We start from the raw sequence: 1,756 nt of genomic DNA, 5'->3' as shown, positions 1-1,756 counted from the left end.
GTCCAGCGCTTCCGCACCGCCTCCTCCAGGATCGAGGTCACCGGTGCAAAACCCGTCCCGGTCGCCAGCAGGATCAGCGGCCGTTCATCCCGCCCGTCCAGATCGGCATCGCCATAGGGCATGCTCAGCGCCAGCGTGTCGCCGATCCCAAGCCGCCCGAGCATCTGGTCAGAAAATGCACCGCCGGGATGCTGGCGCACATGAATCTGCACCCCGTCGCTCTCCCCCGGCGAATTTGCCATGGAATAGGACCGGCGCACGCCATCCGGCATAAGGATGTCCATGTACTGCCCGGCCCGAAAGGCCACGCGCTGCCCAATGGGAAAGCGCAGATGCAGCCGCGTCACCCCCGGCGCGATCTCCTGCTTACGGAACACCCGCGCCGTCACCTCGCGCGGCTGCCCCAGCCCGAGAGGCCGGGAAACGCGCCGCGGCGAGATCGTGACATCCGAGCGCGGCCGCGATGAACAGAACAGCGCATCGAAGGCTCCCTTCTCCGCGGCCGACCGAACGCTTCCCCCTTCCTCCACCGATCCCGCCAGCACCTTGCCCTGACAGGTGATGCACACGCCACGCCGGCAGGAATAGGGAATCTCCAGCCCGGCGCGCTGCGCCGCCTCCAGCAGGCTCTCCTTTGGCCCACAGGGGAAGCGATGCTCGCTATGGGCGATCTGGACGGTCCACTCCATCGTGCGGCTACAGCGGCAGAGCCAGAAGCGTGTCGACGCGGGAGCTGTCGCAGACCACGATCCGCTCCTTCAGCTTCGGCGTCCCAGTATCATCCGCGCGCCAGAGGTCGAGATAACGCCCCGTTGCGAACAGATCCGTCGCCCCGTCCCGCATGATGCGCGCGACCAGGAAGGGCGTCACGCTTCGCACGCCATCCGGCCCCTCCTCCTCCAGCAGCGGCAGGCCGAGCACATGCCGGTAGGAATGCCGCTCATAGATATTGGCCTCCCGCAGCGCCGCGACGCGGTCTTGCAGCATCCCCCGGCTGTCGGCCCAGATGATCCCGGCCGCGAAGCCCAATCGATGATTCTCCGCCGTGGTGATGCGGTACTCGCAATCCGGCAGGAAAAACTCCGGCCATTCCTCCAACCGGTCGCTATCGATGCAGAGCGCATAACGCGCCTGCACCGCCATGATGTCGGTGATCTGGAAACGGGTCATCAGCACGGCACTCAAAGCCCCATATGCTCCCGATACGCCTTCCAGAAGCCCCGCACAGAGGCCTCCGTCGCCCGCGTCCTCGTGCTCTTCGCCTCTGATCCGCCCATCTCCAGCACAGCATGCCGGTCGGACGCGCCAACAACACCGCGCTGCACGAAGCCGCCCACGCAGCCATCCTCCATGGAGACATAACCCGCCGGTCCGATCAGGTTGCCCTGCTTCAACCGCATCTTCCGCAGCTCCGGCGTGTCGTCCTTGAAGCCGATATAGGTCCAGTGCAGGTCCGTCCGGTCCACACCGCGCGGCACCACCTGGCGCACAGCCAGCGAGTTCTGGATCTGCTGCAGCACGAAGCCCGGGAACACCGACAGGATCTGCAGCGTCACGCCATCCCCGAACTCGTCCTGTCCCTCCAGCACGCTCGGGTCCTTCAGCCGGTAATCACTCTCCGAACGGATATTCTGCGCCGCATACTCATTCGCCGCCTTGGCCCTCGCCTCCGCCTCCCGGTCGATGGCGGAGTAGGAAACATGGTTTCCGCCGGACTCGCTGACGATCAGCCCGCCCTTCATGTTCAGCTTGTTCA

General features: G+C 65.7%; 3 protein-coding genes. All 3 read right to left on the bottom strand.

The features are described from left to right. Nucleotides 1–689, bottom strand: a 689-nt coding sequence (locus ACO1BU_RS37130; RefSeq protein ID WP_424140866.1) for a 2Fe-2S iron-sulfur cluster-binding protein, incomplete at its 3' end; no start/stop codon positions are given. 7 nt (nucleotides 690–696) lie between these two features. After that, nucleotides 697–1,170 carry an aromatic-ring-hydroxylating dioxygenase subunit beta gene (locus tag ACO1BU_RS37125; RefSeq protein ID WP_424140865.1) on the bottom strand — a complete coding sequence of 158 codons (474 nt, stop codon included), beginning with the start codon at nucleotides 1,168–1,170 and terminating at the stop codon, nucleotides 697–699. Nucleotides 1,171–1,181: 11 nt separating this feature from the next. Beyond that, on the bottom strand, nucleotides 1,182–1,756 hold a 575-nt coding region (locus ACO1BU_RS37120; protein ID WP_481133270.1), incomplete at its 5' end, for an SRPBCC family protein.

The organism is Roseomonas chloroacetimidivorans, assembly GCF_049629625.1.
GTDB classification, from domain to species: domain Bacteria; phylum Pseudomonadota; class Alphaproteobacteria; order Acetobacterales; family Acetobacteraceae; genus Roseomonas; species Roseomonas chloroacetimidivorans.
Note: the sequence above shows the minus strand (reverse complement) of the source record. Positions and strands in the feature narration are given on the sequence as shown.

What these genes read in the sequence shown, in the direction of transcription:
- ACO1BU_RS37125 (WP_424140865.1), bottom strand. Translation starts at nt 1,170, where the DNA reads ATGACCCGTTTCCAGATCACCGACATCATGGCGGTGCAGGCGCGTTAT.